This window comes from Paenibacillus sp. GCM10023250, from assembly GCF_042653205.1.
GTDB lineage: Bacteria > Bacillota > Bacilli > Paenibacillales > Paenibacillaceae > Paenibacillus_Z.
In genome coordinates, this window is sequence record NZ_JBHSHY010000072.1 from 1 (window position 1) to 14,104 (window position 14,104).

12 protein-coding genes are annotated in these 14,104 nt (G+C 64.3%); 3 read left to right on the forward strand and 9 right to left on the reverse strand.

What is annotated here, in order from left to right:
• Together ACFPB1_RS26840 and ACFPB1_RS26845 are read left to right on the forward strand one after the other, a co-directional pair.
• Positions 1-236: hypothetical protein (locus ACFPB1_RS26840; protein WP_379229273.1), on the forward strand; the 236-nt coding region annotated here is incomplete at its 5' end.
• A gap of 64 nt (positions 237-300) precedes the next feature.
• The gene (locus tag ACFPB1_RS26845; RefSeq protein ID WP_379229274.1) at positions 301-612 is read left to right on the forward strand and encodes an ArsR/SmtB family transcription factor; all 312 of its coding nucleotides are present in this window, start codon (positions 301-303) and stop codon (positions 610-612) included.
• 174 nt (positions 613-786) lie between these two features.
• Here the strand turns inward: ACFPB1_RS26845 and ACFPB1_RS26850 are convergent, their stop codons facing one another.
• The 6 genes from ACFPB1_RS26850 to ACFPB1_RS26875 all read right to left on the reverse strand — a co-directional run bounded on the left by ACFPB1_RS26850 (position 787) and on the right by ACFPB1_RS26875 (position 6,956).
• A complete protein-coding gene (locus ACFPB1_RS26850; protein WP_379229275.1) occupies positions 787-1,707 on the reverse strand; it encodes an NAD(P)/FAD-dependent oxidoreductase in 921 nt (306 codons plus the stop codon).
• Positions 1,708-1,769: 62 nt separating this feature from the next.
• The gene (locus ACFPB1_RS26855; protein WP_379229276.1) at positions 1,770-2,243 is read right to left on the reverse strand and encodes an RrF2 family transcriptional regulator; all 474 of its coding nucleotides are present in this window, start codon (positions 2,241-2,243) and stop codon (positions 1,770-1,772) included.
• Positions 2,244-2,338: 95 nt separating this feature from the next.
• Entirely contained in the window at positions 2,339-2,794 is a 456-nt protein-coding gene (locus tag ACFPB1_RS26860) for a hypothetical protein (RefSeq protein ID WP_379229277.1), read from the reverse strand.
• 240 nt (positions 2,795-3,034) lie between these two features.
• On the reverse strand, positions 3,035-5,089 hold the full coding sequence (locus ACFPB1_RS26865) for a hypothetical protein (RefSeq protein WP_379229279.1): 2,055 nt from the start codon (positions 5,087-5,089) through the stop codon (positions 3,035-3,037).
• Between the two features lie 136 nt (positions 5,090-5,225).
• Positions 5,226-5,783, reverse strand: coding sequence for a GNAT family N-acetyltransferase (locus tag ACFPB1_RS26870; RefSeq protein ID WP_379229280.1), 558 nt, complete (start codon positions 5,781-5,783; stop codon positions 5,226-5,228).
• A gap of 48 nt (positions 5,784-5,831) precedes the next feature.
• Positions 5,832-6,956, reverse strand: coding sequence for a sensor histidine kinase (locus ACFPB1_RS26875; protein WP_379229281.1), 1,125 nt, complete (start codon positions 6,954-6,956; stop codon positions 5,832-5,834).
• A 215-nt stretch (positions 6,957-7,171) separates the two neighbouring features.
• Between ACFPB1_RS26875 and ACFPB1_RS26880 the strand changes: the two genes are divergently transcribed.
• Positions 7,172-7,915, forward strand: a complete 744-nt coding sequence (locus ACFPB1_RS26880; RefSeq protein WP_379229282.1) for an SDR family NAD(P)-dependent oxidoreductase — start codon at positions 7,172-7,174, stop codon at positions 7,913-7,915.
• A 67-nt stretch (positions 7,916-7,982) separates the two neighbouring features.
• Here ACFPB1_RS26880 and ACFPB1_RS26885 read toward each other — a convergent pair whose 3' ends face one another.
• The 3 genes from ACFPB1_RS26885 to ACFPB1_RS26895 all read right to left on the reverse strand — a co-directional run bounded on the left by ACFPB1_RS26885 (position 7,983) and on the right by ACFPB1_RS26895 (position 13,420).
• Complete coding sequence (locus ACFPB1_RS26885; protein WP_379229283.1) at positions 7,983-8,345, reverse strand: GIY-YIG nuclease family protein; 363 nt, start codon at positions 8,343-8,345, stop codon at positions 7,983-7,985.
• A gap of 32 nt (positions 8,346-8,377) precedes the next feature.
• Entirely contained in the window at positions 8,378-10,645 is a 2,268-nt protein-coding gene (locus tag ACFPB1_RS26890; RefSeq protein WP_379229284.1) for a cobaltochelatase CobT-related protein, read from the reverse strand.
• A 276-nt stretch (positions 10,646-10,921) separates the two neighbouring features.
• Positions 10,922-13,420 (reverse strand): WG repeat-containing protein, encoded by a 2,499-nt coding sequence (locus ACFPB1_RS26895; RefSeq protein ID WP_379229285.1) that lies wholly within the window; start codon positions 13,418-13,420, stop codon positions 10,922-10,924.
• Positions 13,421-14,104 lie beyond the last annotated feature (684 nt).

Genomic DNA, 14,104 nt, shown 5'->3' on the forward strand with positions numbered 1-14,104 from the left:
CTGAAGATGGCAGCGGTCGATTCAAAAAGACCCAAGATGCTGCAGAGTTAGCTCTGCCCATCTTGGGTCTTTGCGCTTTTTACGGGTTGAAGCTGTTCCCAAACTTACTTTTGGGACAGCCTCTTTTCGATGAACGGTATGTTCATGGAACGGCTCCCGGCCGCGCGCGGTCGTCTATTCCGCCGACGCGCGGCTGGCCGCATTCGGCAGGCGCCTGCCGCCGGTTTATGCTATGATGAAGGTGCTTCCGCCCTTACAGACGAGGACGGAACTCCAGCCCCGTTAAAGGAGTCGACCGCCATGTCCGTATTATCCGATCAGCAATTCTCCCGCATCTCGCGCGCGTTGGCCGAGCCAAGACGGTACCGGATGCTCAAGGAAATCGGGGCGTCCAAGGAGCCCCTGCCGTGCGGCGCGCTGCTGGAGACGCATAACGTAAGCGCCGCGACCGTCTCGCATCACTTGAAAGAGCTGGAAACGGCCGGACTCGTGCAGAGCATCCGCGAAGGCAAATTCATGAGCCTGGTCCTGCAGGAAGACGTGCTCCGGGCTTACGTGAACCGGCTGGCGGAGATCGTCCCCGCGCAGCGGATAGCCGAAGACGGCGAATGAACGAACAATCCCGTGCACGATACTGGTAAATTACCCCATATAACGCGAATATATGCAGCGGGCGATGCACGGTCATCGCACCTCCGCCGATCATTTCCGTCACAAAAAGAGCATCGCGCGCCTGCAACCGCACGATGCTCTTTCGAATTTTACACCTGCCCTGTCGATCAACGGTTAATTCGCGGCCTCCCACTTCTCGTGCAGCAGCTCGTTATTGATCCCGGCCGCAGTGAGCGAGCCGAGCGCCGCGGCCGAGATGGCCTGATACAGCTCCGACGCGGCATCCCCGGCCGCGTAGACGCCCGGCACGCTCGACTTGCCGAACGCGTCCACGACGACGGTGCCGCCATCCGTCACCCGGCAGCCGAGCGCACGGGGCAGCTCGGATCCGGCCGCCAGCCTCGGCGCGAAGAAGATCCCTTCGCACGCGACGGTCCTGCCGTCCTCCAGCAGAATCGCCTCGACCATGCCTTCGCCGGAGACGATCCGCCGGATCGGCGCGTCGAAGACCGGTACGCCGTGCCGCTCGAGCTCCTGCAGCTGCTCTTCCGTCATCTCATGCGGCCCGTTCGTCAAGATCGCGTAATGATTTGTCCAGCCAGCCAGCATCTTCGCCATGTGCAAAGCCCGCGGCCCCGCGGCGATGAGCGCGAGCCAGCGGTCCCGAAGCTCCCATCCGTCGCAGTACGGACAGACGAATGCGCTCCTGCCGTACACCTCGTCCAAGCCGGCGATGCCGACCGGCAGATCCCGCATGCCGACCGCGAACAGCAGCTTCTTGGCGCGCACGGCCGCGCCGCCCCGCGTCGCGACGCGGAAATCGCCGTCCACCCCGGCCGCCGAGACGGCCGCGTCCTCGAGGAATGCCACGGACGGGTACGCCTGCAGCTGTTCCCGCGCGATGCGCCGGAACTCGCCGGGCGAGACCCCGTCGCGCGTCAGAAAGCCGTGCGTCTCCTTCGTCACCCGGTTGCGCGGCCGGCCTTCGTCGATGACGACGACCCGTTTCCGGGCCCTTCCGAGCACCAGCGCGGCGCTCAGCCCCGCCGGTCCTCCGCCGATAATCGCGACGTCCGCTTCGAATTTCTCCGCCATAATCATCAACCTCCCGAACCTGTAATATCCATCCTACAAACGCGCATGGCGCCGATCGCGAATTAGGGCTTCGATAGCCCGTTCCCGTCAGCAGCCGCCGCATCCAACACCCATTGAATCGTATGCCGGCGCAGGTAATCCTGCAGTTCCCGCTCGGCGCCATTCATGACCTTCTCGACCAGGCATCCCGCGGGGCGCGGAGGTCCTTCGCCGCCACCGTCGCCGGCCTCGAGCGGATGATGCAGCGCGTGCGCGTTCAAGCACGCGTACAGCTGCTGCCGCCCTTCGATCACCTGCACGACGTCGAGAAACGTAATTTGCTCCGGCCGGCGCGCCAGCTCGTATCCGCCACAGGCGCCCGTAACCGCGCGGACGATCCCGTCCTGACGCAGCTTGGACATGATTTTCGACAGATAGCTCTCCGAGACGCCGAGGGATTCGGCCAGCTCCTTGATGCCCACGTTCCGGCCGTGCTCCGCGTGCGCCAGATGGATCAAGGCATGCAGCGCGTTGCCGGTGCTTTTGGAAAATTGCATGGGACCGCCCCTCCTTTCAAGGCCATTAACAACCATAATGGACCTACAATATCCATAATAAACGTTTCGTTCTCCCGCCGCAAGGGGGAATACCATTACCCCGATTGAATGAACCGCCTGTAATAGAACAGCAGCACCAAGAACAATAGCGGATCGGCGACGGCCGAATAGCCGATATTCCACCAGCCGTAATGAAAATAGCCCCACGGCTCGGGCAGCATGGTCAGTAGCTCGTACGCCAGGATGGCGGCCGACCAAGCTGCGAGGTACCCCGCCTTCACAGACAGACGGCGCCCCGTCGGAAAATAGCCGAGGAACAGAAGATTTAGCGGCGGTATAAGCAGCGTCCAGGCCAGAAAGGCGGCCCAATCGACGGTGTATTTCTCGAAGTACCAATACCCCTTAAGTTTAAAGTCGATGATCAAGTCGAACAGCAGCTGGAATGCCATCGTAAACATCCAGACATGGGCGGCTTGATTGCGGGCGCGGATGCGGTTCAGACGGAAGGCGGTCCAATTAAACAGAATAATGGAGACGATCAGCAGGATCATACGGAAAATTCCCTTTTTATCCTTAGACTTGCCAATATGTACGCTTCGCAAACGAACTTCCGCGCCTGCGACGCCACCGGTCGGCTTCCCGCGCTGTGCCGGTCACGCCGCCGGTCGGCGCTATCTACTCGGCGCCGGCCGGCGGGGCAACTAGCGCTTGCATCGCGCCCTGGTTCCCTAACAGCTGGAGCCCCAAGCTGCGGGGCCAGCGGCCGTCTCATTGCAGCATGGATTCCCGGATCATCGCGGCGCTCCATCCGCAGACGGGCTCGCCAGCCCGTACTGCTCCAGCAGCTCGCGCCGGTGCGCCTTGATCCGCAGGAAGCCTTCCGCGGCCGCGCCGTTGCCCCAGTCAAATATGGTGAATTCGCCGATGCCTTCCCCGTTCTCGTCGGCGACGCCGCCATGGCCGTAGTTCTCCATCATGAAGCCGTAGTCCCGCTCGCCGAAGAACGGATGCGCCTTCTCCCACTGCGCCTTCGTCTTCGGATTCTCGGGGCAGTACATCATGACGAACGCGCAGCGCAGCGCGGCCAGCCCGCGCTCGACGTATTCCTGCCGGCCGAGCAGCCGGCCGTAGTCGAGGATGAGCTCGGCGAACAGGCTCTGGCGGGCGTCGTTCCATTCGCCGTCGGCGTTCATGACGCCGAAGCCCCCAAGGGCGTCGACATGGATGTACGGCGGCTGCCACGAAGCCTGGGTCATGAGCAGCTCGTCGAGGCAGCGCTCCCCGAGCCGCAGATAGCGGTCTTCCCCGGTCGCCAGGTGACACGCGAGCAGCGCTTCGGCCGTCCAAAACATGGAGAAGTTGCACTGCTTGTACATGCCGTTGCGCTCCGCCTTGCGGCCGAGCAGCGTGTCGCCGCCGTAGCTGGAGCACGACCAGTACGTCTCGAAGTCTTCCCAGCGGCCGATCGGGACGATCTCCTCCGCGACGGCGTCCATCGCCTTCAGGGCCGCCGACCGGTACGCAGCATTGCCGGTCAGCTCGTGCAATTTCAGCAGGAACGTGACGGACATGGACGTCTCCGGCGACTCCGCCAGAACCGGCAGCCGCTGAAGCGTCCGGACGTCCAGCCAGGCCGGGAAAAATCCTTTTTCGTCCTGCAGCCGCAGCAGCGCTTCGCCATAGCGCTCCGCGTACGCGAGCAGTCGCGCGTCCCGCTCGAGCTCCTCGTGCCAGCGCAGCATGTGCAGTGCGGTGAAGCTCATGTCGAGGATATGGTAGGGCGCTTCCTTCGCCATGCGGGTAACGGGATTGCGGTTGGAATTGCCCCAATACGCCGTCTCCCAGCCCTTTGCGCGGTTTACGGTGCTGCCGCCGATCTCGATCTGTTCCATTTCGGCCGCGACGACAGCCGGGAAGAAACCCTCCCGCTGCGGCGCCGCCAGCGCCAGCTCCTTCATCAGCCGGGCGCGCTCGACGTGCTCCCCGCTGCCGGTTGCAAGTCCGTAGCGGTACAGCCCCTGCGCCGAACGGAGAGAGCTGAACCACGCCTGGTTCCAGATCGAGCGGAATTCCCGCTCGTTCACCGGCCCGGGGTAGTTTGGGCTCTGCGTCACGTTCACGATGAACACCGGGGCGCCGACCGTCCTGCCGTCCAGATCGAACTGCTGCCAGACCGCGTCCTTCCAGTCCTCGAACGCCCACCGGTACGCGTGCGCGACGAACGGCTCGAGCGGGCGTCCGAGCGGCTCCCCGGCGCGGAACAGCGCGCCGCCCCACCCGCTCCAGAGCAGGTCGAGCACGGGCCGCCACGGGTTCGCCGCGTATTCCGGACCTTCCCCGGTCAGCACGAAGAAGCCGAACTCGACGGTCCCCGCGGGATACGCCGCGCCGGCTTCCCGTTCGTACAGCACATGCTCGGCCACGCGGCTGCGGCTCATGCCGAGCGTGAGCCGGTTGTCGCGGGCGTTCAGGTCCATGTACCAGCGGACCGGCGTCCCCTCGAGCATGAGGTCGAGGTCGGGCACGACGGCCAGCCAGCGGTCCGCGTCGTGAACGATCAGCGCGGGCGAGCGGAAGCTGTGCTGATCGATGATATGGCGGTCGGTCGGCGTCAGATGCGGCGCCCAATGGATGGTCGGCGCGAAGGCCGGCGCGATGTCGAGCCGCCAATCGTCCTGGCGGACCGGCTCCGGCAGCGCGAAGCGCAGCTTGACGTTCACCCGGCCGAAGCCGGCGCGCGTCATCTCGACTTCGGGGCGGATGCCGCCGAGCGAGGCCGCCTCGATGCTCGCGACGAACGCGGCAAGAGCGCCGTCCAGAGGCAGGCATGTCATTTCGTTGGACACGGTAGTTCCTCCTATTCGTGGATCCGCAGCCGGATGGCGCATCGATGAAGGAATCGTTCCGGCGGGTCCTATTATACTGGGCTTGCAGACCGTCGCCGGGTTTCACGGATAAGCCGTTCGCGGCATTACGCAACCGCTACGTACTGCCACGGTAGGCCTTCTCGTGGTACCGAGTGATCGCCTTAAACAGCTCGCGGCCGTCGTCCGTCAGCGGCCGCTCCGGGTCGAAGCCGAGCCGCATCGCGCGGTACGTCTCCGGCACCCATATGTACGCGTGTACATAATCGGTAGCATGAAACCCTGCTTTTTGCCAAAATGCGATGCGCTCCGCGTTCTCCGCCGTCGTCTCGGCTTCCGCTTCGATGACGATCCCTCTGCAGCCGGGGCGGACGGACATGGCCCAGTCCCGGATCGAAGCGACGCAGCGAAGGCCGATGCCGCGGCCGCGCAGCCGCCGCTGGACGGCCAAGTAATCGATGACGAGCACGTCCGTCGGCGCATCGAAGGCGGTGAGCGCCATGGCGGCCGCCTCCCCTTGCTCGCGCCACAGGTGAAGCGCGCACATCCTCCGTTCGAACATCCGGCGGACGATAGCGCGCGGCTTCCGTCCGTGCTCGGGGAAGCCTTCGTGATAGATCGGTTCGGCTTCCGCCCACAGCGCTTCATTCCATTCCTCGGTCGTCACATGTTCCATGGCTGCACCTTCTTCATGATGGGATAGGCACCCCGTACGTCCCGCGCGTTACGCACTCCCCGCCGCGCCGACGAACGCGACGGTGAAGGCGGTCCGTTCCGGATCCGACTCGAATGAGATCGTGCCGCCGTTGCGCTCGACGATCTGCTTGCAGATCGCGAGGCCGAGGCCCGTGCCGTCGGACTTGGTCGTCACGAACGGATCGAACAGCATCGGCCGGATCTCGGCCGGTATTTCCGGACCGGTGTTCCCGATCCGCACGCACGCCGAATCGCCTTCGCTATAAGTATGTACCGATATCCTGCGTTCCCCTTCCGCATCGCGAAGCGCGTCGATCGCATTGTTGAGCAAATTGGAGAACACCTGCATGACGGAGGCTTTCTGAATCTTCGCGCGCAGCTCCTCCTGCAGCGACAGCTCGAGCTCTATGTTTTCGTTAAGCAGCAGCGGGGTGACGAGCAGCAGCGTCCGCTCGATCAGCTCGTTCAGCGGGATGTAAACGCTGTCTTCGTCGGCGATCGGTTTCCGCGAAAAGCTGAGAAAGCCGGTAATTTGCATTTCGATCGTGTGGAATTCCTTATCGATGATGTCCATATACCGTTCGACCGCGCCGAGCTCGGCTGCCGGCAGCGTCCTGCGGATGAGGGAGAAAAAGCCCCGGATCGTCGTGAGCGGATTGCGGATTTCGTGCGCCATGCTGGACGCCATCTTGCCGATCAGGTTCAGCTTCTCGTCGTGCATGTCTTCGATCAGCTTGTCCTGCCGCTCGATCCGGTAATGGGCATGATCCCAAAAATGAATATAGATCGCGGATTGGAAATAATCGATCCGGGAAATGACGCCGGCGATCAAACGGGTCAATGCCGAGCGTTCGATTTCGTATTCGGCGGCGGCGTCGAGGATCGCTTCGCGGAAAAACCGCGAGCTGTCCATGATAAGCTCGATGGATACTTTTTTTTGAAACAGCATCTGGCACCACCGCTCGTATTCCTTGAACAGCGGGTGCTCTTTCATCGGACTCTCGATGTCCGCAACCATACGGATGTACTTCCTGCCTTGCATGAGCAGCTGGTCCATACCGAAGTAACCCGGGTAAGCCTGTTCCATGCGATAGATCCAACTCTCGACGATGATGTCTTGGCGGGTGTCAAAAAAACGATTGAGTTCGCTCATGGGATCGCTCCGATTAGAAGTGGAATAATAGAGAGTTGCCGACAAAGAGAAACGTAGTACTACTTCCACATACCGGCAAGGATTCCTCCTCCATCGCCAAAATACCATATTTTTCCGCAATAAAGGCTCGCCCGATTTGACAACCGCTGGCAAGAACGGTATACCAAAATGGAACGCAAACCGCTGTCATCCCTAAACGATAGGAGCGAACGACCATGACCCATGAACTAACCGTGCTGATTACCGGCGCCGGCGCCGGCATCGGCCGCGGACTGGCGCTTGCCTACGCCAAGCGGGGCGCGAAACTCGTCCTGACGGACCGGAACACCGAGACGCTGGAGCAGACGGCCGCGCTCGTCCGCGCGGAAGGCCTGGAGCCGCTCAGCCGCGCGCTCGACCTGAGCGACCCCGCCGAAATCGAAGCCTGCTTCGCCTGGGTGCGGGAGCGCGGCGTCCGGCTGAACGCGCTGATCAACAACGCCGGGCTCGGCGCCTGGAAGTCCGTCTACGACCTGTCCGCCGCCGACTGGGACTACGTCCTGAACACGAACCTGCGCGGCACGTTCCTGTGCGCGCGGGAGGCGGCCAAGCTGATGCGGGAAACCGGAGGCGGGGCGATCGTCAATATCGCCTCGACGCGGGCGCTCATGTCCGAGCCGAACTCCGAGGCTTACGCGGCGTCCAAAGGCGGCATCCTGGCGCTCACGCACGCCCTCGCCCTCTCGCTCGGCCCCGACCGCATCCGGGTCAACGCGATCAGTCCCGGCTGGATCGAGAACGGCGATTACGCCGCCCTGCGGCCCGTCGATCACGCCCAGCATCCGGCGCAGCGCGTCGGCCGGCCGGACGATATCGCCCGGGCCTGCTTGTACTTGACCGATCCCGAGAACGACTTCGTGACGGGCGCGAATCTCGTCGTCGACGGCGGCATGACGCGGAAAATGATGTACGAAGAATAAGCCGGCCGCCTGCGCCGAAAGAACCGGGTCCGCCATGACGGACCCGGTTTCTTCATGCGAGCCGATACTACGGCTGCCTCGGCGGCTTGTTGTATCCTTTGTCCCCATAGGGCTGAAGCTTCTCCAGCCAGCGCTTCGCCAGCTGCTTCGTTTCCCAGCGGACGTCGGCGATCTCGCCGGCATCCTTCTCCTCCAGCACGTCGTAAGCGAACGCGTGCTCCCCGTACGTCTTCCAGTCCCGCTGCAGCTCGGCGTTGACGAAGCGGCCCATATCCAGCTGGGCGCGGATCGTCAGCCACTTGTTCTTCAGGTTGGGATAGGCGTCGACATAGATTTTGCCGTTCGCGGCGTTCGTGATGCGAATAGCGCCCATGTAGGTTTTGATTTCCTTGTACGCCTCCTGCAGCTCCTTGCGCTTCTGTTTATCCACGCGCATCTTCCTTCCTATACTGATTGATCCCGTTACATATGCCGGGCGACGATGCGCACGAGCTTGGCCGGGAGCTCCTCGAGCTTCGCGATGTCGAGGAACCGCTCGGCGCCGTAGATTCGGCCGATGATGTCCTTGTCCTGGCCGATCGCCGCCGCGACGAACGCGACGCCCTTGCGCTCGTACTCCGCGATGACCGCCTGCATGTCGCGGGCGGCGCGATCGCCGGCGTAATCGTCCATCGCCTTGGGCTGCCCGTCACTTACGCTGATCAGCAGCTTCGTCCGCTGCGGCATGCCCGCGAGCCGGTCCGCCGCGATGCGCAGCGCCATGCCGTCGCGGTTGTTGACGCGGGCTCGGATACCCATCAGCCGGCAGCGGTCCCCCGCGTCCGGCCCGGCGGGATCGGCGTATGCGTAGACGGACATCTGCTCCAGCCGCGAGACGTCCGCCGTATCGCCGTAGATCAGGACCGGGATGCCGCACATCGCGCAAAATTCGTACACCGCGGCCGCCGCGCGCCGCGCGGCCTCGAGCCGCCCGAACGCCGACATCGAGCCGGATTCGTCGACGCGCAGCCCGACGGCGAGCGACGGCGACTCGGACGGCGGCCGCTTCTTCGCGAATTGGCGGAAATCGCGCCTCGCGACGCTGTCCGCCTGGAACCGCGCGCCATAGAATTGATGCCGCGCGAAATCGGGCGCCTGTTCGTGCTCGAGCAGCGGGAGCGCCTGCGCGGCGATCTCGCGCACGACCGGCAGCAGCTCGCCGCGCAGCCGCTCGTAGGCCCGCTCGTCGGCTTCGTCGTAGCCGGGCCGGTGCACGACGAGCTTCACGCCTTGATGAATCGACCCTTCGGCCGCGGCGCGGGCACCTTGGTTCAGCTGCCTGCGGAACGCCTTCTCGCGCCGTTTGACGTCCGCGGCGGCTTCGTCTAGCAGGGAGTCGTGCATCCGCGGAGACCCGTCTTCCTCGCGGTCCGAGCGCTCCATGGCGGCCTCCTTCGCCGAGGTCCCGGATGAGCCGTCTTCGCTGTCGGCCGAGCGCTTCAGCGCGAGCGCCCGCTCGCGGCCGTCTTCAGGTTCGGCCTCTTGTTCCGCGGCGGGCTCTACGGCGCCCCAGGTCTTGATTTCCAGCTCGGTTGCCGTCCCGTCCGCGGGCGTCTCCCGCTGCCTGCCGGATTCCTCGCCGCCGCCCGGCGGCTCGCCGGACTCTGGCTCGGCGATAACTTCCAGTTCATCGAACAGCCCCTGCTGCGCCAGCGCTTCCTCCATCAGCTTGACGTCTTCCGGATCGGTCGAGATTTTGTAGATGACCTTCGGGTACATCGATTCCCGCGCATTCGAGCCGTTCGCGACCGCATCCGCCCAGGCGAAGTAGGAGCGCATGCCTGCGACGCCTTTGATCGCATGCGCCTTGGCCGTCCGGTCGAGCGTCAGGATGGCGTCCGCGAGCGTGCCGAGCGCCCGCTCGTCGCGATAGCCGGTCTTGGCGGCGGCGCGCTCGATCATGACGGCCCGGGCGGGCAAATCCATCTTCTCTGCATGCTGCACGCGGTCCCGCAGCGCTTCGTTGAGCGGCCGGACGCCGGCGTAGCCGCGGTTCGTCGTGATGACGGCGACGAAATCCGAATGCCGCCTCAGGAGCCCTGTCGGCAGATTGAGCGTGCCGTCCGGCTCGAGAGCCGCGTTCAGCGCCATGAGCACCGCCGCGTCGCGGATGACCGTCGGCTCCTGGATCTCCAGCAAGTAGCCGCGCTCGAACGCCAGGACGATCTCGGACGGATAAAACCGGTATTCCACCGCCTCGCCGCCCGGCTGTGCCGAGACGAGGCCGATCAGCCGCTTCAGCCGGGCGGAGGCCGCTTCCGGGGGAAGGCCGAGCGCGTCCGCGATCAGCTGCCCCGCGCTGCGGAAACCGTCGCTTGCGTACAACGCCTGCAGCGCCGTCCGGTCGTCCGGCTCCAGTTCCTGCTGGCGCTCCGGGGCAATCACCGGCAAAATCGCGCCGATAACGTCGGTTTTGTCCATGTCGGCGAAGCATGTGATCTTCGTGTATGGGAGGCTGAAGTTCGCCGAGAGCGCCTTCGCCAGCTGCGTCTTGCCGGAGCCGGCGTCACCCTCGAGCAGGATCGTGGCGATCTTCAGGTCCCCGCGATGCCAGTTCCGCCGCACTTCGCGGCCGATCCGGCGCTCTTCCTCGCTCTCCGCATGCGTGGGCGGCTTGGTCCAAACGAGCGCCCGTTCGTCGTCCGTCAGCCGCCTGTCCGGCGACAACGGCCTATCTGCCTGTCGGTTCATGGGTCGTGCTCCTTTCGATCGGCGGCAGGCGGCCGCCGGGATTACGATTTTTCTGTCTAGTAATTTACTAATTTGACTGGCATAATAATTTACTAAATTACTAAATACAACGTCATTATAGCCTCGGTCCCCGTCCGCCGTCAACGGGCAACGCTCCTGAATGTCCCGCTTCTGCCGCAAGCCAAACAAGCGGATCCCGTGTCCGGAACCCGCCTTACCGTTTGCCGATGGCCCGCCGCGCGCCGCCTGCGGCATCGGCTTGGGCCTTGCGTCCGCTCAAGCATGGAACGCTTTCCAGAACGCCCCGTCCGTATCGAGCAGCTGCCCCACCTGCGTGAACGGAATCGTGAACGTCGGGAAGCCCGCGGCATATGGCGCGATGTCGTACGGGGCAAAATAGAGATGCAGCGCGTTCTCCGTGACGTAGAACGGCTGGTCGGGCGCGATGCCCTTATAGGCATCCGGAAACACGTACGAATATTGCGGGTCCTCCTTGATCTGTTTGCCGACGATGTCGCTCAGCGCCTTCACGTAGTCGCTTCCGGGCTTAAATAAGTCCTTCAAAGCGAACATCCGGCCGTCGGTCAAATCCATGATCGCGTAGGTTTTCGTCGGCATCCCGTGTGCCGCTCCGAAGGGAAAGTTGTAACCGGTCAACTCCAATTCCAGCAGCTGCTGCTTGTAGAACGCCACCTCGAAATCACCGCTGTACGAATACTCGAGCTGCTCGTTCGCGGGAACCGGCTTGACCTGCGACATCGTCTTCAGCTTCTCGTTCACGCTCCGCTCCGCCGCTTGATCGGTCATGCCTTCCACCTGCGGATAATAGACGAGGTAATCCCGGTTCGGCTTGAACTTCAGTTCCTTCACCGCGTACGGCGGCCGCAGCGGAATGAGGGTGTTCTGCTTCCATACGATGCGGCCGTCCCGCTTCAGATAGGACAGTCGGCTGTCGACGTACGCCCTGATCGGCCCGCCCGGCTCCATCGTCAGCGTGCCGCTGCCCGTCACCTTCGGATAGCCCGGCGCCGGCTTCCCGGAGCGGTCGATGAAGAACGTCGCGCTCTCGTCCTCGGCCGAAGCGAGGCCGTGCTTGAACTCGCCGACGTCGCGGTACAGGAAATCCGTCAGCCGCTTGCCGCCGCGGTCCGCGACCGCGTACCGCGAGCCGAGGAACGGCTGCTCGGGGTCGATCGCCATGCCGAGCGCGAACCGGTCCTGGCCGAGATCGCGGATATCATTATAGCCCGCCTTTACGACGAACCGTCCCTTCTTGTCGATCAAGCCGTAGGCGGACCTGAAATCCTCGGCCGTGTTGACGATGGCCCGGCCGTTCCGGAACGGCAAGGCGGACGTATACGCCGGCTGAATGACGATCGTGCCGCGTTCGTCCATATACCCGTACTTCCCGTTCGCGTCCGTCTGATACGCAAGCAGGCCGTCCCCGAGCGGACCGACGTACGGATAGGCGTATGTCGCGAGCCGCTTCCCGTCCTTGTCGATCAGCGCGTACTCGTTGTCGGCGATTTTCACGACCGCCTTGCCCCCGTCGAAATCGTTCGCCTCCGCATACTGCGCCGGAATGATCTCGCTGCCCTGCGCGTCGAGATACCCGTAGCGCGAAGCGCTGCCCTCGGCGCCTTGGGGCATCACGTAGTACATCGCCCGGCCGTCGCGCATCCCCGCGATGAACGGGTATGCCCGCTTCGTGACGACCCGCCCCTGCTCGTCGATCAGCCTGAAGCCTTCGGCGTCGATGACGGTCGCGCGCCCTTCCGAGAACTCGCCGACGGAATCGTACACGGGCTTCACGACGTAGTTGGCCGAGGCGTCGATCAGTCCGTATTTGCCGCGTTCCGCCACGACGGCCAGACCGTTCGGCTGAAACTCGTTCGCGTCGTCGAAGCGCGGCGGCACGGCCATCTTGCCGGACTCGTCGATATACCCCCAGCGCATGCCGTTCGCCGTCTTGACCGAAGCCGGGTACAGCCCAGCCGCGCGGTGCTCCGCCTCCGGCTCCAGCATGACCAGAAGCTCGCGCTCCATGTCAAGCATCTCCTCGCGCGACGGCGGCAGCGCGCAGCCGAGCGCCCGGCGCACCGACGCCAGCGCGGGCTGCGGAAGTCCGGCCCGGTATTGAGCCTCGGCGAGGTAATACCAATAGAACGGATTGCCCGGATCCTGCCGGGTCAGCGCTTCATGGTAGCGGATGACGCCGGGGTAATAATGCGCGTACGTCTCCTGCGCCGGCGCGAAGGCGCCGTTCGTCCAGCTGACGACCTCGACCCGGTACGCGCCGCCGGCGACATGCGTCCACAGCGCGAGCTCCGCCTTGCCGTCCGCCCTCCGGAACCCCGATATATCCGCCGCTTCCATATGGCTGCAAAACAGATCTGGCGGCGCCGCGTCCCATAGGCCGCCGCGGGTCCATTCGTACACCGACGGCTTCGCATAGCCGCCTTCGAGCTGCCAGCCGACTGTCAGGTTCGGCCGTCCCGCGCGCGTCACGGGCAGCGCGCCGAACAGCGAGACGCCGTACCCGAGTCCTCTCGCTTGGCAGGCTTCCGTCCAGACGCCGTTCCGCTCGTGCAGCACCAGCAGGCGGTTTTCCCCGTTCGCCCGGTACGCCGCCGCGATCTCGATCCGCCGGTCCCCGTCGAAGTCCGCCGCGCACACCGCCGCATGCGGGTAAGGCTTGTCGATCCAGAGCAGCTCCGCGCCAGCCGGTATATGCGCCGCGGCCAGCTGGGCCAGCCGGACGTCGTATCCGTTCATCCTCCGCAGCCTCCTTCAGTCCCGTCTCGTTCGCCTAATCGTATGCGGCGGGCGGGCAGATATGCCTCGGGCAGCGCGCGAAAGCATGGGCTTGCTCGAGCGCGTCGGACTGCTGGAGCGAGCGCGCAGCGGTTTCTGGAGCTTGCGCTGTAGGGGCGCCGCATGCGCAGCAGCCCCGGGCAAGGTCGGATGACCTTGCCCGGGGCTGCTTTGGCCGGGCGGCAGCGTGGACGCCTGGCGGCTGGCTGGGCGGCGGCACAGACGTCTGGGCGCCGGCCTGGCGGCGGCGCAGGCGTTGGGCGCCCGCCGGGGCGGCTGCCCCATGTCGTGGCGAGGGCATCTTGGCGCCGGCTGGCCTGGTGGCGGCAACGGCGCGGGCGTTAGGCCCGGCCAGACGACGGCGCAGCCGTTTGGGCGCCGGCCGGGCGGCTGCCCCACGTCGCGACGCCTCCCTCATACGCAAAGCCGGCCGCCGCATGCGATCCCGCAGCCGTACGCGGACACAGATGCTGCTATGTAAGCCGAATCGCCCCGATTCGGCGCTTAAGCGGCCACACTGCTCCTCTGTCAATAAAGTGGACAAACAAGTTAAGCTATTTTCTCGTAGTAAAGCTGCTCGAAACGGATGGGCGAGATGTATCCCAAGGTACTGTTGGACCGTTTTCGATTATAAAAGAACTCAAT

What these genes read in the sequence shown, in the direction of transcription:
- ACFPB1_RS26845 (WP_379229274.1), top strand. Translation starts at nt 301, where the DNA reads ATGTCCGTATTATCCGATCAGCAATTCTCCCGCATCTCGCGCGCGTTG.
- ACFPB1_RS26850 (WP_379229275.1), bottom strand. Translation starts at nt 1,707, where the DNA reads ATGGCGGAGAAATTCGAAGCGGACGTCGCGATTATCGGCGGAGGACCG.
- ACFPB1_RS26855 (WP_379229276.1), bottom strand. Translation starts at nt 2,243, where the DNA reads ATGCAATTTTCCAAAAGCACCGGCAACGCGCTGCATGCCTTGATCCAT.
- ACFPB1_RS26860 (WP_379229277.1), bottom strand. Translation starts at nt 2,794, where the DNA reads ATGATCCTGCTGATCGTCTCCATTATTCTGTTTAATTGGACCGCCTTC.
- ACFPB1_RS26870 (WP_379229280.1), bottom strand. Translation starts at nt 5,783, where the DNA reads ATGGAACATGTGACGACCGAGGAATGGAATGAAGCGCTGTGGGCGGAA.
- ACFPB1_RS26875 (WP_379229281.1), bottom strand. Translation starts at nt 6,956, where the DNA reads ATGAGCGAACTCAATCGTTTTTTTGACACCCGCCAAGACATCATCGTC.
- ACFPB1_RS26880 (WP_379229282.1), top strand. Translation starts at nt 7,172, where the DNA reads ATGACCCATGAACTAACCGTGCTGATTACCGGCGCCGGCGCCGGCATC.
- ACFPB1_RS26890 (WP_379229284.1), bottom strand. Translation starts at nt 10,645, where the DNA reads ATGAACCGACAGGCAGATAGGCCGTTGTCGCCGGACAGGCGGCTGACG.
- ACFPB1_RS26895 (WP_379229285.1), bottom strand. Translation starts at nt 13,420, where the DNA reads ATGAACGGATACGACGTCCGGCTGGCCCAGCTGGCCGCGGCGCATATA.